Here is a 23,410-nt window from a genome sequence, read left to right on the forward strand (position 1 = left end):
AAGCTGCCGCAGGCAGCGGGGCGGGGGAGCAGGTCTGGCGGCCGTGGCTTCTCCGCCCTGAGCTGTTTCAGGGGGAAGTAGTCAGGGGGAAGTAGTTGAGCAGCAAGGCAGGCGTGAGCAGGCTACACGTGCAGGGTGAGCACCGGCGGGTTGGCGTGCAGAGCCACGGTTTCGGAAATGCTGGCCTGGAACAGGTGGCTGAGCGCCGAGCGGCCGTGGGTGAGCATGACCACCAGATCGGCGTGGGCCTGCTCGGCGAAACGGGGGATGCCGGTGCTGGCCTGGGGCGCATCGAACACTTCCGGCTCGTAGTGGGGGAGGTGATGGCGGTCGGCAAACTCGTGGATGGCGGTCAGGGCCTGGTCGTGGCGGTCGGCGGAAGGCACCACGTCGAGCAGGTGCAGGGTGGCTTCCGGGAACAGGGCTTGGAGCTGGTGCAGACCGGGCACGGCCAGGTCGGCTTCGGCCGCGAAATCGGAGGCGAATACCAGGTGGCGCACGTCGAAATCGGCGACCGGGTGCTTCACGGTGAGCACCGGGCAGGGGGCCACGCGCATCACCCGCTCGGTGTTGGAATTGAGGAAAAACCGCGTCCAGGATGTGTGCTCGTGGGCGCCCATCACCACCAGGTCAATGTGCTGGTCGTGGATGGCTTCCAGCACGGCGGCTTCAAACTCGGTGGTGAGCACCAGTTCCGTAACGACTACCCCGGGGGCCAGCTGCTGGCCTTCAGCCATCAGGGCGTGCAGGCGGCGCTTGGTGGCCTGGAGCACTTTGAGGACGAACACGTTGTTGAGGCCGTCGTCGCCGACCTGACTGCCGGAGGTGGCCATGTGGGCCACGGGGGGCAGATCAACCACGTGGAGCAGGGTGATGTGGCCCCGGCTCCGCCGGGCCAGCTGCAAAGCGGCCTCAAAGGCGTAATGGGCTTCGGGCGAGAAATCGGTGGGCACCAGAATGTTTTTCATGGCCGGAAAGGAAATGAGGTGTGATAGGTTGCCCGCCGCACCGGCGGAGTGGTAACCGCCGGCCCGAAGCTGCGGCCAGTTCGCCGGCGCAGCAGCAGGAACAGGGTGGTAATTGGATAAGGTACATATTTTGGAATATATATACAACTGATGATTAGGGGATTATACGGGTGTTCGGGGGCAGTGGGCAAGATGATTCCATAATCCGGGGGTAATACCGGGCTAATACCCGGCGGGTAGCTTGCGGCCTCATCCACCCCTATGTATCCTGTATGGCTACTTCCGCCAACCGCCCGGGCCTCAACCGCCGCGACTTCCTCAAAAATACCGCCCTGCTCTCCGGCGGGGCCGTGCTGCTACCGGCTATGCTCACCGGCTGCGACGACGACAACGACCCCGTGCGCTACGAGGGCGACTTCGGCTTCCGCGAAGGCGTGGCCAGCTTCGATCCTACCCAAAACAGCGTGCTGCTGTGGACCCGCTACACGCCCGCCACCAACGAAACCGGCGACGCCCCGTTGCGCTGGGAGCTGGCCGAGGAAGCCGGCTTCGGCTCTATTAAAGCCAGCGGGACGCTCACGGCCACCCCTGCCACCGACTATACCGCCTGGGTCGATGCCACCGGGCTGGCCCCGTACAAGAACTACTACTACCGCTTCCGCAACGAGCGCACCGGGGCCACGTCGGTGGTGGGCGAAACCCGCACGCTGCCCGCCAATGGGCAAATCAGCAGCGTGAAACTGGCCGTGGTGTCCTGCGCCAACTACCAGGCCGGCCTGTTCAACGTGTACGGAGCGGTGGCCGAATCGGGCGCCGACGCGGTGGTGCACCTGGGCGACTACATCTACGAGTACGGGGCGGGGGGCTACGGCACCAACGCCGACACGGCCGCCCTGAACCGGGCCCACCAGCCGGCCGGCGAAATCCTGACCCTCAGCGACTACCGTACCCGCTACCGCCAGTACCGCTCCGACCCGCAATTGCAGCGCCTGCACCAGCGCAAGGCCTTTATCTGCGTTTGGGACGACCACGAGCTGGCCAACGACGCCTACCTGGACGGGGCCGAGAACCACCAGCCCAACGAGGGGAGCTTCGAGGCCCGCAAGCAGGCCGCCATTCAGGTGTGGCACGAGTACCTGCCGGCCCGCGTGGCCGACAAAACCCGCATCTACCGCCGTTTCGAGTTCGGCAACCTCGTCAACCTGCTCATGCTTGATACCCGCCTGGTAGGCCGGCAGAAGCAGCTCAGTCTGGGCGACTATTTCAGCGGCCCCGGCGTGTTCAACGCGGCGGCTTTCGGGGCGGCCTGGCTGAACCCGGGCCGCAGCATTCTGGGCAGCGAGCAGCGGGCCTGGCTCACCAACCAGCTCAGCAGCAACCCCGCCCGCTGGCAGGTGCTGGGCTCCCAGGTGCTGCTGGGCAAAATGTACATCCCGGCCGAGCTGCTGGTGTTGGTGGCCCAGCTGGCGGCCGGCCCCACGCCGGCCCTGCTGGCCCAATATAGCACCGTGGCCGGCCAGCTGGCCACCATCAAGGGCCGCCTGCTGGCCGCCGACCCCACCCTGACACCCGCCGAGCGGGCCCGGGTGGAAACCGTGCTGCCCTACAACCTTGACGCCTGGGACGGCTACCCGGCCGAGCGGGAGACCGTGCTGGCCGCCGCCCCCCGCGCCAACCTCATCTCGCTGGCCGGCGACACTCACAACGCCTGGTATAGCGACCTGACCACCAGTACCGGCCGCAAGGTGGGGGCCGAATTCGCCACCTCCTCCGTATCGTCGCCGGGGTTTGAGGCGCTGCTGGCCGGCAACGCCGCCGCCATTCAGGGCTTCGAGCAGTCGAACCAGCTGCTCATCAACGACCTGCACTACCTCGATGCCTCCCGGCGCGGCTACCTGGAAGTGGAGTTCACGGCCTCGGCCGCCAATGCCCAGTGGAAGTACGTGGCCTCGCTCAGCACTGCCAGCACCGCTACCACTATCGGCAAAACCGCCACCGAAGCCTAACCGGCCCCCACCCAGCGGGAGCAAAACCCACCCTACTCCGCTCTCCCCAATCTGGGGGAGGGAGGCATCTGTCGGGGGTAGTAAACGTGAAAAAATAAATTCTTTTACTACCAGCAATACCCCTTGGGTCTGGTAGTAAAAGAATTTATTTTTTCACGTTTACTACCCCCGCCCCGTCGCTCCCGTCCGGGGGGAGGGCTACTGCGGAACAGCAGTTCCTAACACGTTTTGCGCGCCGATGGAAATCGGTTAGGTCCTTGTCAACCTAACACGTTTTGCGCGCCGGTGAAAATCGGTTAGGTCCTTGTCAACCTAACACGTTTTGCGCGCCGGTGAAAATCGGTTAGGCTCCTGGGGCGGGCCGGACGTGGTTGGGTTCCGCGAGGGGGGGGAGCTCTGGGGGMGGCCGGCTCCCGAACAGCGCCAGGCGGCCGACTTGGTGACGCGGGTTGTTACTTTGCGGCCTTTGGCCTGTTGTTGCGACTATGACGGATACTTCCTATTCCCTGGTTATCATCATTGGAGCCGGCCTTTCGGGGCTGGTGGCGGCGCGGCGGCTGGTGGCGGCCGGCCACGCGGTGCAAGTGCTGGAGGCCCGCGACCGGGTGGGCGGGCGCACCCAGGCCGTACCGGCCGGCCCCGCCGGGCGCGGCGTGGATCTGGGCGCGACCTGGGGCTGGCCGCACCACCCGCGCCTCGTGGCCTTGGCGCGGGAGCTGGGCCTCGCGCCTTTTGAGCAGTTCAGCGCCGGGGCCATTGCCTACGAGGTGGGCGGCACGGTGCACCGCCTGCCCCAGGCTTCGGGCTCGGCGGGCTACCTGCGGTTTCCGGGCGGGGCCGCCGCGCTGGCCCAGGCGGTGGCCGCCGCGCTGCCCGCTGGCACCGTGCGGCTCAACGCCCGCGTAACGCGGCTGCGGCAGGTGAGCGGCGGCGTGGCGGTGGAGGCGGAAGAACACGGCCGGCCCAGCACGTACCGGGCCGCTGCCGTGGTGGTGGCCCTGCCGCCCCGCCTGGCCGCCCACCGCCTGCACTTCGAGCCCGAATTGCCCGCCGCCGTGCGGGCTGCCCAGCGCGAAATGCCCACCTGGATGAGCCACGCCATGAAAAGCGTGGTGGTGTACGAGGAGCCGTTCTGGCGCGGCCAGGGCTGGTCGGGCTTCGCGGTGAGCCAGCTGGGGCCGCTCACCGAAATCCACGATGCCTCCCCGCCCGAGGGCCGGCCGGGCGTGCTGTTCGGCTTCTTTGCCGGGCCTCACCCGTTGCGCCGGGCCGCCCCGGCCGCGCGGCAGGCGGCCGTGGTGGCCCAACTGGCGCGTATATTCGGTCCCGCCGCCGCCCAGCCTTTGGCCTACGAGGAACTCGACTGGACCCGGGAACCCTTCACCAGCACGCCCGCCGATGCGGCCCCGCCCTCCTCGGTGCCCCTCCAGGGGCCGGCCATCCTGGCTCAGCCCCTCTGGCACAACACCCTGCACTGGGCCGGGGCCGAAACCGCCACCGGCGAATGGGGCCGCCTCGACGGGGCCATTGAAGCCGGGCAGCGCGCCGCCGCCCAGGTGCTGGCAGCAACAACCGTATAAATGAACGGGGTAGAGAGGCGACCCTTCGCGTCTCGCCGTTGAACGATGAGGTGCCGACGGTGTGGCGGACGGGCAAACGCAAAAACTGCTCTTACGCACGACTGGTTTTGAGCTGACTGTTGCCGTGTCGTAGGGTGCGGGGCTTAGCTGCGCTGTCCTTCGGTTGCCCCCGCCCGCCGTTGACCAGTGGTCGTTGGTTCGCGTTAACGGGTGTCGTTCAACGGCGGGCGGGGGCAACCGAAGGACAGCGCAGCTAAGCCCCGCACCCTACATCGTTCTTCGGCTGCGTAACATCACGTGATAAGGTCCTTCCTTCGTCAGGATGACGTTCCTTTGGCAACCGGCAACCGGCAACCGGCAACCGCCAACCGACAACCGGCAACCGGCAACCGGCAACCGCCAACTGACAACCAACAACTGACAACCAACAACTGACAACTGACAACCCATGATTCCGACTCCTCATACCCTCGAAGACGCGCTGTTCACCAATTCCTTTGTGGCGGAGCTGGCCGGCGACCCATCCTGGGAGAATGAGCCGCGTCAGGTGCCGGGCTACCACTACTCGCGGGTGGCGCCCACGCCCGTAGCGGCCCCGCGCCTGCTGGCCTGGTCCCAGGAAATGGGGGCCGAGCTGGGCCTGACGCCGCCCCCGGAGCAGGGCACGGCCACCGAGCTGCTGGCCGGCAACCGCGTGGCCGACTCCATGCGGCCCTACGCGGCCCGGTACGGGGGGCACCAGTTCGGCAACTGGGCCGGGCAGCTCGGCGACGGCCGCGCCATTTCCCTGGGCGAGCTAGGGGGCACGGCTGGCCGGCGCTGGGAGGTGCAGCTGAAGGGGGCCGGCCCCACGCCCTACTCGCGCCGGGCCGACGGGCGGGCCGTGCTGCGCTCCTCGGTGCGGGAGTTTCTGTGCTCCGAGGCCATGCACCATTTGGGCGTGCCCACCACCCGGGCCCTGAGCCTGGTGAGCACCGGCGACGCGGTGGTGCGCGACATGTTCTACGACGGCCACGCCCGCCCCGAGCCGGGGGCCGTGGTGGCCCGGGTGGCCCCGTCGTTCGTGCGCTTCGGCAGCTTCCAGATCCTGCTGGCCCACGGCGAAATCGACAACCTGCGGGCTTTGGCCGACTACGTAATCCGCCACCACTACCCCGAGCTGGGGGCTCCCTCGCCGGCCGTGTACGGGCGCTGGTTCACCGAAATCTGCCGGCGTACGGCCGTGCTGGTGGCCCACTGGCAGACGGTGGGCTTCGTGCACGGGGTGCTCAATACCGACAACATGAGCATCCTGGGCCTCACCATCGACTACGGTCCCTACGGCTGGCTGGAGCCCTACGACCCCACCTGGACGCCCAACACCACCGATTTCGGGGGGCGGCGCTACGCCTTCGGGCAGCAGCCCCGGGTGGGCCTCTGGAACCTGACCCAGCTGGCCCAGGCCCTGGCCCCGCTCGTGGCCGACCCCACCCAGGACCTGCGCCCGGCCCTGGATGAATACGTGCATACCTACCAGGTCACTTACCACGCCCAACTGCTGGCCAAGCTCGGCCTCACCGACCAGCACCCCGAACCCGACCGCGCCCTGCTGGCCGCTTTGCCCGCCGCCCTGGAGGCCGCCGAAGCTGATATGACGCTGTTTTTCCGCCAGCTCTCCGAGGCCGTGCCCGCGTTATTGGCGGCTGACGAGGCGGCAGTAGGTGAACTGGGCCGGAACTTGCTGGCCGCCGTTTCCTACGCCACCCCGGGCAGCGAGGGCCACGCCCCGCTGCTGGCCTGGCTGGGCCAGTACACGGCCCGGCTGCGCGACGAGCCCGCCGCGCCGGCCGCTATTCGGGTTGCCATGCTGGCCTGCAACCCCAAGTACGTGCTGCGCAACTACCTCGCCCAGCAGGCCATTGAGGCCGCCGAGGCTGGTGACCTCACGCTCCTGCACACCCTGCACGAAGTCCTGAAAAGGCCCTTTGATGAGCAGCCGGAGCACGAGGCCCTGGCTGCCCGCCGCCCCGAGTGGGCCGCCACCAAACCCGGCAGCGCCACGCTCTCGTGCAGCTCGTAGGCAACCCCAAGCGGCGGCCTCCGGCACGTTAGCCCCGGCGGGGCGACACCCGGCCAAGGCGTGTTGCCCCGCCGGGGCTTTATCGTTTCTTCACGGGCGACTACTACCGATATGTCGCCCCGCCGGGGCTAACGTACTGGAGAAAAACACCTTACTTGGGGCTATGAAGAAAGCTATTCTGAGGGGGGGGCTGGCCGTGGTGGTGGTGCTACTGGTGCTGGTCGTGAACGTTGTCTGGTTTAAGCCCTTCTTTATCCGGGCTTTCTACGAGAAGGTGTTCGTGCAGATTATGTTCGACTCACCGGAGCTGCTCTCCCGGCTGCGGCTGGTGGAAAGGCTGGGTATGCAGAGCCACAACCAGCACCTCGACGACGCCTCCGAAACCTTCACCACCCGCCAGCTGGACCGCCTGCGCGCCGACCTGGCCACCCTGCACCGCTACGATACCACCGGCATGCGCGGCCAGGACCGGCTCAACTATCAGATTCTGGACTGGTACATGACCAACGAGGTAAACGGGGCGGCTTTCCGCTACGACAACTACCCCGTCAACCAGGTGTCGGGCGTGCAGAACCAGTTTCCGAGCTTTATGGCCGACGTGCACCAGGTGCGCAACCGCCGCGATGCCGAGTACTACAACCACCGGCTCTCGGAGCTGGGCCGCAAGTTTGGGCAGGTACGGGAAGGGCTGCAAGTGCGCGCGCAGCACGGGGTGGTGCCGCCCACCTTCATGCTGGATAAGGTGCTGGCCGAAATGAAGGCCTTCGTGGCCGTGGAGCCCACCGAAAACCTGCTCTATACGGCCCTAGCCGCCAAGCTTGCAAAGGCCGACGACCTCGACGCGGCCGCCCGCACCGAGCTGCTGGCCGAAACCAGGCACCAGCTGCAAACCAGCGTGTATCCGGGCTACCAGGCCCTGATTGCCTCCTTCACGGCCCTGCGTCCGCGCTCCACCAACGACGCCGGGGTGTGGAAATTCCCCGACGGCGCGGCCTTTTACGCCCACTGCCTGCGCACCAATACCACCACCACCCTGAGCGCCGCCGAAATTCACGCCCTGGGCCGGCGCGAAGTGGCCCGCATTTCAACCCAGGTGCTGGCCATTATGCGCCCCGCCGGGCCGGTTTCGGCCGATACGGTGGGCCGGATGCTGACCCGGCTGGCCCGGCAGCCCCGCTACCAGTACCCCACCACCGACAGCGGCCGGGCCCAGGTGCTGGCCGACTACCGCCGCATCCTGACCGAAGTAAACGCCGGCCTCGACCCCGCCTTTCGCCGCCGGCCCAAGGCCCCGCTGGAAGTGCGCCGGGTGCCCGAGTTCAAGGAAGTAGGCTCGCCGGGGGCCTACTACGAGACGCCGGCCCTGGACGGCTCGCGGCCGGGGGTGTTCTACGCTAACCTGCGCGAGCAGCCTTCGCGGGTGGGCATGCGCACGCTGGCCTACCACGAGGGCATTCCGGGCCACCATTTCCAGCTGAGCACCCAGCAGGAGCTCACCGGGTTGCCCACCTTCCGTACCGTTATTCCCTTCACGGCCTACGCGGAGGGCTGGGCGCTGTACGCCGAGCGCTTGGCTTCGGAAATGGGCTTCGAGCGCACCGCTGCCGACAGTCTGGGCCGCCTCCAGGCCGAGCTGTTCCGGGCCGCCCGGCTGGTGGTGGATACCGGCCTGCACGACCAGCGTTGGAGCCGGGAGCGGGCCATCGATTACATGCGCCAAGTGGCGGGCCTGAGCGAGCAGGAGGCCACGGCCGAAGTAGAGCGCTACATTGCCTGGCCCGGCCAGGCCTGCGCCTACAAAGTGGGGATGCTCAAAATCCTGGAACTGCGTGAGCAGGCCCGCCAGCAGCTCGGCCCCCGCTTCGACCTGCGCGACTTCCACGACGTGGTGCTCCGCAACGGGGCCGTGCCCCTGGAAATTCTGGAGCAGATTGTAAACGACTACATCAAGGCAAAAAAAGCGGCCTAAGGCGCTGGGAAGTGAGGGGCGCGTAGAGAGTAAAATCCGGCCCGAGGCCCTCAAAAACCTCCGAGCTCTAAGCCACAAGCCACAAGCACTATAGCGGTTTGGCGAACCGTAAACCCCGCGCTGTAGAGACGCCCCCTGGCGTCTCGTCGTCCGGGCCGTTCGGCTGCCTTCGTTCAACGGGCAGACGCCAGGATGCGTCGTTACAACCGACCAGGCACACCGTTCACGAAACCACTCCAGGCTCCTGGCTCAGCTCTGCCGCATGAGCCAGGCGTAGGCCGAAGCCAGGTCGTCGAAGAGTACGACACTGGGGCGGGTAACGAACTGCATGGCCGTTTCCATACTCTTGCGGGCCGACCAGTTGGCGGCGCACACCCAGGCCACGTGGCGCATGCCCAGCGTGGCCAGCTGCTGGTAATACTCGCTGCCCACCCAGCGCGCCCCGCCTTCCCACTCCGCGCTGACCTGGCTGTTGTCGTTGAGCATTTTGTGGCAGGGGCGGGCGCGCAGCAGCTCCACAATCAGCTCGCCGCCGCTCCGGGCCGATTCGGCCGTGTGCCGGCCGCGCCACTCCACGTACAGCCATTCGTGGAAGGGGTCGTAGGCAATGGACAAGGGCGGCGTGTCGTATAACTGTTCCATACTCAGGTGCTGAACGAAAGAGCCGCCCAAACGTGCGATACGCCGGAAGATAGCGGATTTCCCGCCCCGCAACTACGCGGCGCCCATTGGCTATCCTCACAATTTCCGGTCCCGGCCAGGGTGGGGGCCTGAGCAGGCCCGCCCTCCTGAATTGCCGGTGAAGCGCGCGGGGGGCAGCCTGCTGAACTACTCCGCCTGCTTCCGCTGTTTCCTCGCCCATGAAGCTGCCGCCCGCCTTGCCCGCCCCACTTTTGTGCTGGCGCGATGTGCTTACGTTTGCCCGCTACGGCAACCCCGAGCCCGTACGGCGCGGGCAGTTGTCGGAGCCCGAATGGGCCGCCCGCCTGACGCCCGCGCAGTTTGGGGTGCTGCGTCAGGCCCGCACCGAGCCGCCCTACCGCAACGCATATTGCCGCTGCTACGCGCCCGGCCGCTACGTGTGCGCCGGCTGCGGCAGCCTTCTGTTCGATTCGGCCACCAAGTACCACGCCATTTCGGGCTGGCCCAGCTTCACCCAACCCGCCACCCGGGCCGCGCTTCGCTTTCAGTTCGATGACAGCCACCACATGCAGCGGGTGGAAGTGCGCTGCAACGTGTGCGCCGGCCACCTGGGCCACGTTTCGGCCGACGGCCCGGCCCCGGCCGGCCTGCGCTTCTGCATCAACTCGACCAGTCTGCGGCGGGTGGAAGAGCCTGATTGTTAGGCGGCTGTTTTCGGGGTGAAGCGCGGCTACCAGAACCCGGCTGCCGTCCGCCCGATTGTGAAAAGGCCGGGTAATCTGCTTTCTTTAGGCCGCAACCCCGCTTTCTTCGTCAGATCAGTGACGACTAATCCGGCTCCGCTACACAGTACCCGTAATTGAACATTACAAATCAGCACTGCCTTTTTTCGCTGCATCGGTTTTCGCGGCTTCTACTTGCTGCTCTATCAATTTGCTTTTGATGCGAAGGTACCCTGTGGTACCCCCAGCCAAGCCGCCACGTTGAACGGACAGTGTGCGCGCCTCCACTTTTTGCCCTTCCCACTTTACGCCATTGCCCGAGATGGTAGAACTGGGCTCGCCATATAGGCTGGTAGCTGCGGCCGTCACTTTTGCGAGATTATCAGAACCATCAACTATCAGATCGACGTGATACAACTTGTCGTGGTAAAAGGTATACTCGATGCTTTGCAGCTTGGCATCTCCAATTTTTAGGTTTTCTTTCCCCTGCTTCATCCCGTAGGATTTAATGCCTTCTTCTCTACTACTAATGCCAGGGGTTAGGTCAGAAAACTGGGAGACGTCGTCGCCAAAGTGAAATGCCCGGAAGCCGTTCTTCTCATCAACTGCTGAAGTTGCGGAAACTACGGGAGTGTCGATAGAAGGAGCCTGCGTCTTATTCTCTAAGGTATTATCTGATGAGCAGGCGCTCCCGAGTAGGGACAAAGGAAGCAAAAGTAGGATAGGGTAGCGGTTCATACGAAGAAAGGAGAAGTGGAAAAGAGGCTGGGAGCATAGCCACCTTCGGCATAGCAAACGTGACGGGTTACGCAGGTTGGTGCAACACTGTTTTGTGAGGTTAGTCCGTTTTCTGTATACACCCACTTCTGCCCCTGGTGCCACCTGTAACATCTTCCGCTTTCAGTTCGATGACAGCCACCACATGCAGCGGGTGGAAGTGCGCTGCAACGGGTGCGCCGGCCACCTGGGCCACGTCTCGGCCGACGGCCCGGCCCCGGCGGGCCTGCGCTTCTGCCTCAACTCGGCCAGTCTGGTGCTGGTGGAGGCGGCTGATTGTCAGGTGGCTGGTTTCGGGGTGAACGGCGGCCCCGTATAGCCGGCGGCCCGCCGCCCGATTGTGAAAAGGCCGGGTAATCTGCTTTCTTTAGGCAACGCTCCCGCTTTCTTTCCCGCCCGATTATGCTGCCAACCGCTACCCACACCCGCGCTACCGAACCCGGGCAGCCGGGCCTGACCAGTGAGGACCTGGCCCCCGTGCCCGCCGCCGCCCGCACCTGGACGACGGCCAACTACGCGGCCCTCTGGATCAGCATGAGTCTGTGCATTCCTACCTACATGCTGGCCAGCTCCCTTATCGGGGGCGGCATGAACTGGTGGCAGGCCCTGCTGACCATCTTTTTGGGCAACTCCGTGGTGCTGGTGCCCATGTTGCTCAACGGCCACGCGGGGGCCAAATACGGCATTCCGTTCCCGGTATTCGCGCGGGCCAGCTTCGGGGTGCGGGGGGCCAACGTGCCGGCCTTGCTGCGGGCCATTATTGCCTGCGGCTGGTTCGGCATTCAGACCTGGATTGGCGGCTACGCGCTCTACCAGATGGCCGTGCTGTGGGTGCCGGGCCTGGGCCGGCTGCCGGCGGTGTTCCCGGCCAGCTGGGGGCTGGCCACCGGGCCGGCGCTGGTGTTCGGGCTGTTCTGGGCCGTGAACATGTACGTGGTGTACCTGGGCGTCGATAGCATCAAGAAGCTGCTGGTGTTCAAGGCGTTTTTCCTGCCGGTGGCGGCGGCGGCCCTGCTCTGGTGGGCCATTGATGCGGGCCACGGCCTGGGGCCGATTCTGAGCCAGCCGGCCAAGTTTGCCTCCTCCGCCGAGTTCTGGGCCTACTTCTTCCCGGCCCTCACCGGCATGGTGGGCTTCTGGGCCACGCTCTCGCTCAACATCCCCGATTTCACCCGCTACGCCGTGAGCCAGCGCGCCCAGATAATGGGCCAGGCCCTGGCCCTGCCGGCTTCTATGACGCTGTTCTCCTTCGTGGGCGTGGTCGTGACGTCGGCCACGCTCGTCATTTACGGCGAAACCATCTGGGACCCGGTGGTGCTGGCCGCCCGGTTCGAGAGCCGGGTGCTGGTGAGCGTGGCCATGCTGGCGGTGGCCCTGAGCACACTGGCCACCAATATTGCCGCCAATATCGTGAGCCCCGCCAACGACTTCGCCAACCTCAACCCGCAGCGCATCAGCTTCAAAACCGGCGGCTACATCACCGGCGTCATCGGGTTGCTCATCTTTCCCTGGAAGCTCATTGCCGACCCTTCGGGCTATATTTTTACGTGGCTGGTGGGCTATTCGGCCCTGCTGGGACCCATCGGGGGCATCATGATTGCCGATTACTACCTGCTGCGCCACCAGCAGCTCGACGTGCCCGACCTCTACCGCTACGAGGGCCGCTACGCCTACCAGCGCGGCGTGAACTACCGGGCCCTACTGGCTTTGCTTATTGGCATTCTGCCCAACATTCCCGGGTTTTTGCAGGCCGTGGGCGCGGTGCCGCCCGGCGCAGTGTGGCCCTGGCTGGCGGCGGTGTACAACTACGCCTGGTTCGTGGGCTTCCTGCTTTCGGGCGGTTTGTACGTGCTGCTGATGCCCCGGCCGGTGCGGGCGGAAGTTGTTGCGGCTTCAGTAGCTACTACCTCACTCGCTTAATTCCCGTCTTTAGCGGCGGGGCTTTCGGAACGATGATAGTGCGCTGCGGTACCTGATGATGGCGGCTACCGAAACCGGAGGGCATGGAAGACGTCGGCAGCAGGGTCATCCAGCAGCAGATTCAAGTCCTTCTGCTCGTTGAATAGGTAGAAGCAGTAGGCGTCGGCTGCATTGTGCTTGTGCAGGGCCACAACCAGGCAGTAGGCGTATCCCGGGCCGAATTCCTTGCCCGCACTCACTTTCGTAGTAGCGCCCCAATCGGCTCCGAATTTCTGCTGCACGGTTTCGGGGGAGAACTCCTGCGTGGCAGGTTCCTGTCCGCCGGAGATGTTCAGGGCTACTACCGTTAGCAGCGAAGAGTAGAGCATGTTCGGATCAACCAGCACCTCGCCTTCATCCTCGCCCTGTTGATCTTCCGCTGGCAGGCCGTTGAGCGGGCGGATGGCGTAGCGGATTTCAACCTGTTGGCCGGGCATCCGCACGGCGTAATCGTAATCCATCTGGGCGTTTTTCAGTACCGGCGTTGGTAGAGTGCCCGCCGGCGGTTGAAACGTGAGGTGGCCCGCTGCCAAGGCCGCCCGAAACCCGGCCGGCAACGCCGAAACAGGGGTGTCGGCCGTTACGGGGGCGGGGAGGAGGGGGGCAGCAGCCGGCAGATTTTCCGTGTGGGCAGTGTTGGGGTCTGCCGATGGCTGGCAGGCGGTAACCAGCAGGGGAAAGGCCCAGAGGGTAAGCTTGTTCACGCAAAAAAGGAGGAAGGTGAAAAGAGGGTGGCAAGGTAGATACTTCCCCCATTCTGCCCGCCTGGGTTGGGTTTTCGTGCGCCAGGTACGTAGGAGAGTATGCTGCCCGGTTACGCACCGGCCCGGCCAACCTCAACTCATCTTATGCCAAACTTGCCTGACTCCCCGCAACCAACCACCCATTTCTCCGGCTTCGTGCACGTGCGCGGGGCCCGGGAGCACAACCTGAAGAACATCGACGTGGACATTCCGCGCGACGCGCTGGTGGTGTTTACCGGCGTTTCGGGCTCGGGCAAGAGCAGCCTGGCTTTTGGTACGCTCTACGCCGAGGCCCAGCGGCGGTACCTGGAATCGGTGTCGCCGTATGCGCGGCGGCTGTTTCACCAGATGGCCGTGCCCGAGGTGACGGCCATTGAGGGCCTGCCGCCGGCCGTGGCCCTGCAACAGCAGCGCGGCACGCCCACCACCCGCTCGTCGGTGGGCTCCGTTACCACGCTCTCCAACCTCGTGCGGATGCTGTATTCGCGGGCCGGCGACTACCCGGCGGGCCAGGGCATCATCTACGCCGAAGCCTTTTCGGCCAACACGCCCGAAGGAGCCTGCCCCACCTGCCACGGGTTGGGCCGGGTGTACGAGGTCACGGAAGCCAGCATGGTGCCCGACCCCACGCTCACCATCCGGGAGCGGGCCGTGGCCGCCTGGCCCCAGGCCTGGGGCGGCCAGAACCAGCGCGACATCCTCGTGACGCTGGGCTACGACGTGGATACGCCCTGGCAGGACCTGCCGCAAAAGGACCGGGACTGGATTCTGTTTACCGACGAGCAGCCCGTGGTGCCGGTGTACCCCGGCCTCTCGCCCGAGCAAACCCGGCGGGCCGTGCAGCGCAAGGCGGAGCCTAACTACATGGGCACGTTCATGGGCGTGAAAAAGTACGTGCTGCACACCTTCGCTACCACCCAGAGCGCCCTCATGAAGAAACGGGTGCAGCAGTACATGCTGGGTGCGGTTTGCCCCATCTGCCAGGGTAAGCGCCTGCGCCGGGAGTCGCTGAGCGTGACCTTCGCGGGCCTCGACATTGCCGATTTCTCGGCTTTGCCCCTCAAGCGGGTGGTGGAGCTGCTGCGGCCCTACGAAACCGGCACCGAAACCGGCCACGCCCGCCACACGGCCGCCCACCCCGAGCAAGTGGAAGCCGCCCGCCGCATTGCCCAGGACCTGCGCGCCCGCCTGGCCGTGCTGCTCGATTTGGGCCTGGGCTACCTGTCACTGGAAAGAAGCACGCCCACGCTCTCACCCGGGGAGCTGCAACGGCTGCGGCTGGCTACTCAGCTCTACTCCAACCTGTTCGGGGTGGTGTACGTGCTCGATGAGCCCTCGGCCGGCCTGCACCCCTCCGATACCGAAGCCCTGCTCGCGGCCCTGGCCAGCCTCAAACGCGCGGGTAACTCCCTGTTCGTGGTCGAGCACAACCTGGATGTGGTGCGCCAGGCCGACTGGCTGGTAGACGTAGGCCCCCAGGCCGGGGAGCAGGGCGGCGAAATCCTGTACAGCGGTCCGCCCGCCGGCCTGCGCGAGGTAGCCGCCTCCCAGACCCGCCGCTTCCTGTTCCCTGCGCAAGCCACCAACGCCGCGCCGGCCCCTGTGCCCCGGGAGCCCACCGGCTGGCTGCACCTCGAAGGCGTGACCCGCAACAACCTCCGAAACCTCACGGCGCGGTTTCCGCTGGGCGTGCTCACCACCGTTACGGGCGTGTCGGGCTCAGGCAAATCGAGCCTGGTAAGCCAGGTGCTGGTGGAGGCGATGGGCGAGGAATTACAAAGTAAAAGTGAAAAATTAAAAATTGAGGATGACGCTTCAGCGTCTGAAGACGACTTGTTCGCTGAAAAAGGCATTCTTAATTTTTCACTTTTACTTTGTAATTCAACACTGACCCGGCTGGTGCAAGTCGATCAGAAGCCCATCGGGCGCACGCCGCGCTCCAATATGGCCACCTACACCGGCCTCTTCGACCACGTGCGTAAGCTGTTCGCGGCCACACCTGAGGCCCGCCGGCGCCGCTACGATGCCGGCCGGTTCAGCTTCAACGTGAAGAAGGGGCGCTGCGAGAACTGCCAGGGCGAGGGGTTCGTGATGGTGGAGCTGCTGTTTCTGCCCAGCGTGTACGCCCCCTGCCCGGTCTGCCACGGGGCCCGCTACAACGCCCAGACCCTCGAAATTCAGTATCAGGGCAAGAATATAGCCCAGGTGCTGGGCCTGACCGTGGACGCCGCCACCGAATTTTTTGCCGAGGAGCCGCCCGTGCACCGGGCCCTCACGGTGCTGCGCGAAGTGGGCCTGGGCTACCTGCGCCTGGGCCAGCCGGCCACCGAGCTGAGCGGGGGCGAGGCCCAGCGCATCAAGCTGGCCACCGAACTCCAGCGCACCCAGCGCGGCACCACCCTCTACGTGCTCGATGAGCCCACCACCGGCCTGCACCCCGCCGACGTGGAAAAGCTGCTCACCCAGCTCCAGGGCTTGGTGGCGGCCGGCAACACGGTGGTGGTAGTGGAGCACGACATGCGCGTGGTGGCCGCCTCCGACTGGGTACTCGACATGGGACCCGGGGCCGGCGACGAGGGCGGCCAGGTGGTGGCCGAAGGGCCGCCGCAGGAAGTAGCGCGGGCCAAAACCAGCAAAACCGCGCCCTATCTGCGGCGGTTTCTGGGCTTAGGTTGAGCAAGGGTAGGATATTTTTGGCCCGTTGGTAGTTCATCCCTGCTGCTGAAAAGCCTACCTTTAAAAAGTAGGCAGGCCGCTATAAGAACTACCCGGATAGGGGACTGTCATTCCGACGAAGGGAGGAATCTGAGGAAGCGTAATCCCAGATCCTTCCTTCGTCGGAATGACAGTCCCCTATCCGGGTAGTCGCTAAGCAAGGGCCGTGTACATGTTGCCCGTTCTGTTTGCTTCCCCCAATGGATATCATAAAGCGTCATAATGTGACCATTTCCGGCTCCGGCGAGCAGGTTATGGTATTTGTTCACGGGTTTGGCTGCGACCAGCGCATGTGGCGGCTGGTGGCCCCGGCCTTCGAGGACCAGTACCGGGTGGTGCTGCTGGACCTGGTGGGGGCCGGCCGCTCCGATCTGAGCGCTTACGACCCCGCTCGCTACGCCTCGCTGGAAGCCCACGCCCAGGATGTGGTGCAGGTGCTCGAAGCGCTGGACGCGCGGGAGGTGATTTTGGTGGGGCATTCGGTGAGTGCCATGATTGGGGCGTTGGCGACTATTGCGGCCCCGGAGCGGTTTGCGGCCCTGGTGATGGTGGCCCCTTCGCCCTACTACCTCAACGAGGCCGGCTACTCCGGCGGGTTCGAGCCGGCGGACATCGACGAGCTGCTGGCCGCCATGGATACCAACTACCTGGGCTGGTCGGGCGAAATGGCCCCCGTGATTATGGGCCATAACGACCGGCCGGAGCTGGCCGGGGAACTCTACCAGAGCTTCTGCGCCACCGACCCGCGCATTGCCCGCCACTTTGCCCGCGCGACGTTTCTCTCCGACCACCGCGCCGACATGGCCCGGGTGCCCACGCCTACCCTAGTGCTGCAAGTCACCCACGATGCCCTGGTGCCGGTAGCAGTAGGCGCGTTTCTGCAGCACCAGCTGCCCGAGAGCCAGTTGGTGCTGCTGGATACGTTCGGGCACTGCCCGCACCTGAGCGCGCCCCACCCCACCACCGATGCCATCCGCCACTACCTGCGCCAGCGCCAGCTATGAGCCGGCCCCCTGACCACTTCCGCCCCCCGCTGGACCTGCGCCTGACCCAGGAAAACCTGGAGGACCTCTACGACAACGCGCCCTGCGGCTACTGCTCCTGCCTGCCCGATGGTACGCTGGTAAAAATAAATCGTACGCTGCTGGAGTGGCTGGGCTATGAACTCACCACGCTGGTGGCCCGCAAGTGCTTTCAGGAGCTGCTGACCGTGGGCGGACGCCTGCACTACGAAACCCACTTCGTACCCTTGCTGCTGCTGCGCAACCAGGCCCGCGAAATCAGCTACCTGCTGCGCCGCGCCAACGGTACCCGGCTACCCGTGCTGCTCAATGCCACCCTGGTGCGCGACACCAATGGCCAGCCCCTGGTGGTGCGCATTACCCTATTCGATATCACGGAGCGCCGCAAGTATGAAGATGAGCTGCTGCGGGCCCGGGGGCAGGCCGAGCGGCAGGGCGAAGACCTGGCCCGGGCCAACGACCAGCTCACCCGCCAGAACGAGGAGCTGACCCGCATCAACGCCGACCTCGACAACTTCGTGTACACCGCCTCCCACGACCTGCGCCAGCCCATCAACAACATGGCCGGCATCTTTGCCGAGCTCAAGCGTACTACCCCCTTTCCCGACCCGGAAGCGGATGGCATGGTGCGCATGTTCGAAGACTCGCTGAGCCAGATCATGGCCACCATCACGGGCCTGACGGAGGTAGTGCAGCTGCAACGCCAGGCTGTACCGACCGAACAGGAAGAGGAAGTGGTAGCCCTGCTCCCGGTGGTGGAAGAGGTTGTCAGCGCGCTCCGGCCCCAGCTAGAGGAGCTGAAAGGGGCGTTTTTACTGGATCTGGGGGCCGTGCCCACCCTGCCCATCAGCCGTCTGAGCCTGCACAGCTTACTGTACAACCTGCTGAGCAACTCGCTCAAATACGCCCAGGCCGGCCGCCCGCCCCAGGTGCGCATAAGTGCCCACCTGGAAAACGGCGCGCCGGTGCTCACGGTGCACGACAACGGCCGGGGTATGGACCTGGAGCGCCACGGGCGGGAGCTGTTTCAGCTCTTTCGCCGCTTTCATCCCGAGGTGCCGGGCACGGGCCTGGGCCTGTATCTGGTAAACCGCCTGGTGTGCCAGGCGGGCGGGCACGTAGAGGTTGCCAGTACCGTGGGCGAGGGCACCAGCTTCCGCATCTGCCTGCCCCGCTAGCGCTTCCGCGACGCCTAAAATCAACTCAACGGTAGCTGTTGAAAAACTCTTTTTAAGAGCCAGATCAGCTGCTTACCGGTCTGGCTGAGCGGGGAGGGCCTTTTGCCGCCGGGCCGCCTCGTGCTGATGGGCGGGCGGCCCAAAATTGCCTGGTAAATGCGGACCTTACCGTAAACCGGCCGCTTCTGGCCGGCAGATTGGCCGGCTTCCGGCTTCGTGCTGTCCATTTCGGGCTCTTCCTTTTTCTTATGGCCTCCTTTTTCCAGCCGTCGGCAGAGCTTTTGCGCGCCTTTGGCTTTACGCGCTTTGCTTCGCCGGCGGGCCAGGCGCGCTACAGCCGTTCCAGCGAGGTCGGCCAGGAAACCATCGTCCTCTACGACGACGACGAGCTCACTCTGCTCGAATCTGTAAATGGCCAGCTGCTTTACTGCTTCCAGGGCCGCGTGGCCTCGGAAGCCGAGCTGCGCGTGCTGTTTCGCCAGGTGAACTGGCCGGCCGAAGTGGGCGGCCCACTGCCCGTTGCCACCAGTCCCGTGCTTGCCGCCGGCCAGTAATGGCGGCCGGGCAACCGACTGACGAACAGTGGTTTTACCTGTTTTTTGCGCCGGATGCCTGCCCGCGCCCTTTCCGGCCCCTGCCCGGGCGGGGCTAAGGGGGCTGTTTCGCTTCTTCAACCTTTTCAAAACAACGCTACTACCGTGGATCAGGACCTGCAACTCAGCTTAGCCAACAACGCCAAGGAATGGCTGGCACTTTCGCTTTCCATTTCGTCGGCCGAAAAAATAGCCTTCGACAAAATCCACGACGGCTTCTTTACCATGTACGGGACCGACTTCATGACCCACGTCTACCGCATGACCTTTGAGCAGACCCTTCAGCAGCTCCCGGAAAAGGAGCGCACCCAACTGCTGCTCTGCTTCAAAAGCGCCATGGACAAAGCCATCGACGAGCACTACTCCGTGCAAACGGTGTAGGGCCTGGTCAGCTGCCGGCTCCGTGGTGGGGTCGAACCGGCCCCGCCCCACCAGTGCGGCCTGGCATCGGTGGGGCGCAGCTGTGTCCGGGGCCGGATCAGGTTACTCGAACACGATGGTTTTGTTGCGGTGCACGCACACCTGCTCGCGGCAGACCAGGGTGAGGGCGCGGGCCAGGGTCAGCTTTTCGCCGTCGCGGCCGGCCTGGGCCATGTCGCGGGCGCTCTGGGTGTGGTCGGTCGGGATGACGCTCTGGGCGATGATGGGGCCCTGGTCGAGCTGGTCGGTGACGAAGTGGGCGGTGGCCCCAATGCTTTTCACGCCCCGCTCGTAGGCCTGGGCGTAGGGGCTGGCCCCGATGAAGGCCGGCAGAAAGCTGTGGTGAATGTTGAGGAGGTGGCCGCTGAAGTGGGCCACGAACTCGGGCGACAGAATGCGCATGTAGCGGGCCAGCACCACAAACTCGGGCTGGTACTGCTGGATCTGGGCCAGCACGGCGGCCTCGTGGGCCTCGCGGCTCAGCCCCTCAGCGCTGATGTGGTGGTAGGGCACATCGAGACGCTCGGTGATGGGGCGCAGGTTGTCGTGGTTGCTGATGACGGCCAGGATTTGGGCGTGCAACTGCCCGAAAAAGTGGCGCACCAGCAGCTCGGAGAGGCAGTGATGCTCGCGGGTGGCCAGCACCACAATCGGGCGGGGCCGGTCGTCGCGCAGCCGGATGGCAGCGGCGGCTGGCAGGGCGGCGCGCAGGTCGCGCAGCAGCACTGCCGGGTCGCAGGGGCCATCGAACTCGGTGCGCATGAAGAAGTGGTGGTCGTGGGGCTCCACGAACTCGCCGTTGCGCAGGATGTTGAGGCCGTGGCGGAAGAGCACTTCGGAAGTCCGGAACACGAGGCCGGGCTCGTCGGGGCAGTCAATGAGCAGGTAATGAATCATAAGCGGAACCCGGAACAGCGGGGCCGCAAGATTAGGCATTGCCGGGCAGATTCCGGCGGTACGCCGGTTGCCGGGCCAGGCCGTTTGTTCAGTGCTTGCCTCCGAACCGGCCCGGCTCAGCCCCCCCCGGCCGTCAGCCGGGCACGGGCCGGGAATAGCCCCAGCCACTTCGAACCACCCCCCCCGGTAGCTGCCGCCCGAGCACAATCCGGCCTATATGGTCGGCAGTGCTCGGGCCTTGGCGGTGAAAAGACTGAGCCGTGATGTGAGCCACCACGTTCGTTGATTAGCAGGTCAGGGTTCTGTCTGAGGTATCCGAAGGTGCCTGCTAATGCGTGGTGCACCGGCCGGAAAGGCGCTCCATGCCTGCTGCCTAAATCCTGTCCGACAAGCTCAGTAGGACCGTTCTGAGGAGTCTGGGGCCATTTTGGCTCGGCGTCTACCTGCTCTGAGGCTGGAGCGTAAGCCTTCGTCAGTTACGCAGAAAGAGGCAGGCGTTACTCTACGACTACCTTGCCCGAGGCGGCTCCGCAGCGCACGATGTAGATGCCCGGGGCCACGCCGGTCAGGTCAAGCTGGGTGGCAGTGGTGTGGGCCGGCAGCACCTGGCGGCGCACTTCCCGGCCAAGGCCATCGGTGAGAATAAGAGCCAACGGCTTGTTGCTGGGCACCAGGCTTTGTAAGCGCACGGCACCATGGGCGGGGTTGGGCAGCAGTACCAACGATTCGGTTGCCCGCGAGGGCCGGCTGCTGCTGACCAGACCGGTGAGGCGCGCAACGAAGCCCGTAGCCGTGGTGGCCGTAATCGGTAGCGAGTTGAACCCGAACGGGGCCATCACCGTACCTAATTGACCGGCGACCGTGGCGGTAGTGCCGGCCAGGAAAATATCGCGCGCACTATCCACCCCCGAGGTGCCCGCCCGCAAAGCATAGGTCCAGGTGCCGGCGGTGTTGAGGCGGGCCACGAATACATCAGCGCCCGTACCGGTTGAATTCACGGCGATGGTACCAAACTGCGCCGTAGCACTGTTCAGTTGGCCTGCAACGGTGGCGTTGCCGCTGGCATCAACAGCTACGGCGTTGGGAAACGTGGTTCCGCTGGTGCCGCCACCCGGCACGGCCTGGGTCCAGATGCCGGCCGCACTTAGCCGGGCCACAAACCCTCCGAAAGTAACGCCCGCCGGCAACGGCAGCGGATTGGCCCCGAACGAAGTGGAGCCAGTGTAGAGGCCGGCAACCACGGCGTTTCCGCTCCCATCGACCGCAATAGCGTTGGGTTGCTCGAACACGCCGCTTACGCCCCCGGCCACCGCCTGCGTCCAGGTGCCGGCGCTGTTGAGCCGGGCCACGAAAGCATCCGAGGACGTGCCGGAGTTGGCGATTGAGATGGCCCCAAACGTGAGCGTGCTCGAGCTCAGAAGACCCGTGATATACGCGTTGCCAGCACCATCCTGGGCCAGGGCCAGCGCTTGTTCGCTGGTGCTGGCATTGCCGGCCTGCACGGCCTGGGTCCAGGTGCCGACGTTGTTCAGGCGGGCCACGAAAATATCGTAGTTCGTGCCGGTATTATCTGAATTCGGCAGCGTGGTAGCCCCAAATCCTGCCGAAACACTGTTGAAGCCGCCCGCAATGGTTACGTTGCCGGCCGCGTCGAGGGTCAATCCAACTACCAGGTCGGCCTTGTTGCCACCCGCTCGCACGGCCTGGGTCCAGCTGCCGGCCGGGTTCAGCCGGGCCACGAAAATATCCTGGTCGTTGCTGGTGCCTCCGGTGGTGGCATTGGTGAGCGTAAAGGCATCAAAGGCCATGGTCACGCTGGTAAAAGTGCCGGTAACGAGTATGTTGCCGCTGTTGTCGACGGCCACGCCTTTGGCTGTTTCGTTGCCCGGGCCACCTGCCCGCACGGCCTGCGTCCAGGCCCCGCTGGCATTCACGCGGCCCACAAACAGGTCGCTTGCTCCCGCACTGACTAACGTTGTTGAGCCAAACGTGACGGTGCCACTGAACGTGCCCACGACAACCGTATTGCCTGCGCCATCCGTGGCCGTGGCCGTGATATCCGAGACGCCTGTGCTCGTGGCACTGCCTGTGCTGGTGGCTAGCCACTGCCAGGTTTGGGCCTGAAGCCGGGTGGGGGAGACTGCCAAAATCAGGCAGCCTACCAGGAAGTGGTATAAGTGTCTCATGAACGGTAGTTAAAAGGTTTGCTGAATATAGATGTATTGTAAATTAATGCAATGTTTTGCAAATAAAATCATAAGGGAATCAGACTGATGAAGGCTTTTTCGAACCCGTTCGCCGATTACTTTCCGCGACTGAGCAAAATCCTTCGGTGGCTGAAACCGGGGGGGCAGGTTCGATGCCACTCTTCAGGTAAACCAGCAGGGGATGAGTTAGGGAGGATAGCGTAGCGGCGCGTGGTTGCCGGAAGAGGCCCGGCCGGCACTTGGCGGGGCGTTTTTCGTTACCTTTCGTTTGGTCGTTCACCTCAAGATGAAGCTGCTACTTGGATCCTACCATTATCCACGAACACATTGCGCTCAACCCGGAAGTACGTGGGTGGTAAAGCGGACGGTGGGCAGGAAGCGAAGCGGCGGCCGATGGCGTGAGTAGCAGCTCCATTGTGCCGGCTAGCAGGAAGCTAAATGGGTGGAAGCGGCGGCCGTAACTATCGTCAGGGTCGAATGGTTCGGTGACGGTGCCACTAACGAGCCCGGTAGCCGGCCGGCCGTGGCGACGCAAGTAGCGGCAGCGGTGGCGGGTAGCGGTGGCGGGTAGCGTTGCCCCACAGCAGGGCCGCCGCGCCGGCCAGGAACCACAGGATAATTTGGGTATCGGAAGCGGTCAATGCGAACACTATTAGGGCAAGCATAATGATGTTTTATTTGCCAGGTTACCGCCAGTAGTAATCCAGCCGTTCAAGGAAGGCAACTTCCGTATGCTTTGAACCAAGTGTAAATACTGATGATACCATCAAGTCTCCGATACTATTTGTGTAGCCTACATCAGAGCAGGGCAAACGCATGAAGCCGGGTGGGGGCTAGCTTTGGGTCATGAGCCACCCGATTCGCGACTACTTTCTGCAAGTTGAAGATTTCCGTCAAGCCGCCAAGTGCCGCTACCGACTGGCGGACATTCTGCTTATTGGCTTGTGCACCTA

19 protein-coding genes are annotated in these 23,410 nt (G+C 64.8%); 12 read left to right on the plus strand and 7 right to left on the minus strand.

The annotated features are described in order from the left end of the window. Positions 1-122: 122 nt before the first annotated feature. Positions 123-968, minus strand: a complete 846-nt coding sequence (locus tag D0T11_RS18360) for a universal stress protein (RefSeq protein ID WP_119657266.1) — start codon at positions 966-968, stop codon at positions 123-125. A gap of 272 nt (positions 969-1,240) precedes the next feature. Here D0T11_RS18360 and D0T11_RS18365 point away from each other — a divergent pair, with 272 nt between their 5' ends. From D0T11_RS18365 to D0T11_RS18385, 4 genes are all read left to right on the plus strand, one after another. After that, a complete protein-coding gene (locus tag D0T11_RS18365) occupies positions 1,241-2,974 on the plus strand; it encodes an alkaline phosphatase D family protein (RefSeq protein ID WP_119657267.1) in 1,734 nt (577 codons plus the stop codon). 485 nt (positions 2,975-3,459) lie between these two features. Beyond that, positions 3,460-4,554 (plus strand): flavin monoamine oxidase family protein, encoded by a 1,095-nt coding sequence (locus tag D0T11_RS18370; protein ID WP_119657268.1) that lies wholly within the window; start codon positions 3,460-3,462, stop codon positions 4,552-4,554. A gap of 448 nt (positions 4,555-5,002) precedes the next feature. Further along, a complete protein-coding gene (locus tag D0T11_RS18380; RefSeq protein ID WP_119657270.1) occupies positions 5,003-6,613 on the plus strand; it encodes a protein adenylyltransferase SelO in 1,611 nt (536 codons plus the stop codon). Positions 6,614-6,776: 163 nt separating this feature from the next. Next, positions 6,777-8,582: a DUF885 domain-containing protein gene (locus tag D0T11_RS18385; protein ID WP_119657271.1), complete on the plus strand. Its 1,806-nt coding sequence runs from the start codon at positions 6,777-6,779 to the stop codon at positions 8,580-8,582. A gap of 249 nt (positions 8,583-8,831) precedes the next feature. Here the strand turns inward: D0T11_RS18385 and D0T11_RS18390 are convergent, their stop codons facing one another. Continuing rightward, positions 8,832-9,224, minus strand: a complete 393-nt coding sequence (locus tag D0T11_RS18390; protein ID WP_147374722.1) for a SpoIIAA family protein — start codon at positions 9,222-9,224, stop codon at positions 8,832-8,834. A 218-nt stretch (positions 9,225-9,442) separates the two neighbouring features. Between D0T11_RS18390 and msrB the strand changes: the two genes are divergently transcribed. Continuing rightward, entirely contained in the window at positions 9,443-9,928 is a 486-nt protein-coding gene (gene msrB / locus D0T11_RS18395; RefSeq protein ID WP_119657273.1) for a peptide-methionine (R)-S-oxide reductase MsrB, read from the plus strand. 162 nt (positions 9,929-10,090) lie between these two features. Here the strand turns inward: msrB and D0T11_RS18400 are convergent, their stop codons facing one another. Next, a complete protein-coding gene (locus D0T11_RS18400) occupies positions 10,091-10,684 on the minus strand; it encodes a hypothetical protein (protein ID WP_119657274.1) in 594 nt (197 codons plus the stop codon). Between the two features lie 94 nt (positions 10,685-10,778). Between D0T11_RS18400 and D0T11_RS18405 the strand changes: the two genes are divergently transcribed. Both D0T11_RS18405 and D0T11_RS18410 read left to right on the plus strand, forming a co-directional pair. Beyond that, positions 10,779-11,042, plus strand: coding sequence for a peptide-methionine (R)-S-oxide reductase (locus tag D0T11_RS18405; protein ID WP_317127278.1), 264 nt, complete (start codon positions 10,779-10,781; stop codon positions 11,040-11,042). 83 nt (positions 11,043-11,125) lie between these two features. Beyond that, a complete protein-coding gene (locus D0T11_RS18410) occupies positions 11,126-12,643 on the plus strand; it encodes an NCS1 family nucleobase:cation symporter-1 (RefSeq protein ID WP_119657275.1) in 1,518 nt (505 codons plus the stop codon). Positions 12,644-12,708: 65 nt separating this feature from the next. On the opposite strand, the gene D0T11_RS18415 is transcribed toward D0T11_RS18410, so the two are convergent. Then, on the minus strand, positions 12,709-13,386 hold the full coding sequence (locus D0T11_RS18415) for a hypothetical protein (protein WP_119657276.1): 678 nt from the start codon (positions 13,384-13,386) through the stop codon (positions 12,709-12,711). A gap of 144 nt (positions 13,387-13,530) precedes the next feature. Here D0T11_RS18415 and uvrA point away from each other — a divergent pair, with 144 nt between their 5' ends. The 5 genes from uvrA to D0T11_RS18440 all read left to right on the plus strand — a co-directional run bounded on the left by uvrA (position 13,531) and on the right by D0T11_RS18440 (position 19,314). After that, a complete protein-coding gene (gene uvrA / locus D0T11_RS18420; protein WP_119657277.1) occupies positions 13,531-16,101 on the plus strand; it encodes an excinuclease ABC subunit UvrA in 2,571 nt (856 codons plus the stop codon). A gap of 239 nt (positions 16,102-16,340) precedes the next feature. Next, complete coding sequence (locus D0T11_RS18425; RefSeq protein ID WP_119657278.1) at positions 16,341-17,144, plus strand: alpha/beta fold hydrolase; 804 nt, start codon at positions 16,341-16,343, stop codon at positions 17,142-17,144. Beyond that, entirely contained in the window at positions 17,141-18,340 is a 1,200-nt protein-coding gene (locus tag D0T11_RS18430; protein WP_119657279.1) for a sensor histidine kinase, read from the plus strand. The genes D0T11_RS18425 and D0T11_RS18430 overlap by 4 nt, the downstream gene beginning before the upstream one ends. Positions 18,341-18,588: 248 nt before the next feature. Beyond that, positions 18,589-18,894, plus strand: coding sequence for a hypothetical protein (locus D0T11_RS18435; RefSeq protein WP_119657280.1), 306 nt, complete (start codon positions 18,589-18,591; stop codon positions 18,892-18,894). Between the two features lie 144 nt (positions 18,895-19,038). Further along, positions 19,039-19,314, plus strand: coding sequence for a hypothetical protein (locus D0T11_RS18440; RefSeq protein ID WP_119657281.1), 276 nt, complete (start codon positions 19,039-19,041; stop codon positions 19,312-19,314). Between the two features lie 102 nt (positions 19,315-19,416). Here the strand turns inward: D0T11_RS18440 and purU are convergent, their stop codons facing one another. The 3 genes from purU to D0T11_RS22670 all read right to left on the minus strand — a co-directional run bounded on the left by purU (position 19,417) and on the right by D0T11_RS22670 (position 23,098). After that, the gene (gene purU / locus D0T11_RS18445; protein ID WP_245991016.1) at positions 19,417-20,289 is read right to left on the minus strand and encodes a formyltetrahydrofolate deformylase; all 873 of its coding nucleotides are present in this window, start codon (positions 20,287-20,289) and stop codon (positions 19,417-19,419) included. A gap of 458 nt (positions 20,290-20,747) precedes the next feature. Continuing rightward, positions 20,748-22,436 (minus strand): SBBP repeat-containing protein, encoded by a 1,689-nt coding sequence (locus tag D0T11_RS18450; protein ID WP_119657283.1) that lies wholly within the window; start codon positions 22,434-22,436, stop codon positions 20,748-20,750. Between the two features lie 518 nt (positions 22,437-22,954). Next, entirely contained in the window at positions 22,955-23,098 is a 144-nt protein-coding gene (locus D0T11_RS22670) for a hypothetical protein (RefSeq protein ID WP_182888488.1), read from the minus strand. Positions 23,099-23,410 lie beyond the last annotated feature (312 nt).

The organism is Hymenobacter rubripertinctus (assembly GCF_003583925.1).
Lineage (GTDB): Bacteria > Bacteroidota > Bacteroidia > Cytophagales > Hymenobacteraceae > Hymenobacter > Hymenobacter rubripertinctus.